The following is a 387-nucleotide window of genomic DNA, read 5'->3' as shown; positions in this document are numbered from 1 at the left end:
CGCTCGCCGTTCGCCATCAGCGGCGTCACGGCCTCGGCCGGCACGCGGAGGCGCAGCAGCGCGACGCGCACCGCCCGCGCGAAGGTGAGTGCGCGTTCGAGTTTGATTCCGCCTGCGGTCGAGCCCGCGCCGCCGCCCACCACCATCACCGCGAGCAGAAGCGCAAGCAGGGGCGGAGCCGCGTCCACCGGCGCGACGGAAAAACCCGCCGTGGTCACGCCGCTCAGAGTGTTGAGCAGACTGTCGAGCGCCTGGGCCGGGCTGCCGCTCAGCGCCAGATGCAGGAGCGCGGCCAGCCCCGAAGCGCCCAGCGCGAAGGCGAGCATCGCCGCGGCATTGGTGCCGAAGAGCGCGCCGCGCAGCCCGTCGCGGCGCAGCTTCACGTAG

Annotated in this window: 1 protein-coding gene; it reads right to left on the bottom strand. The window is 73.9% G+C overall.

All coding sequences use genetic code 11. From position 1 onward, the window contains the following. Positions 1–387: potassium transporter TrkG (locus tag DRV84_RS15300; protein WP_275668773.1), on the bottom strand; the 387-nt coding region annotated here is incomplete at both ends.

The sequence above is a fragment of the Rhodosalinus sediminis genome (assembly GCF_003385555.1).
GTDB lineage: Bacteria > Pseudomonadota > Alphaproteobacteria > Rhodobacterales > Rhodobacteraceae > Rhodosalinus > Rhodosalinus sediminis.
This window is presented reverse-complemented; position numbering and strand designations above follow the sequence as displayed.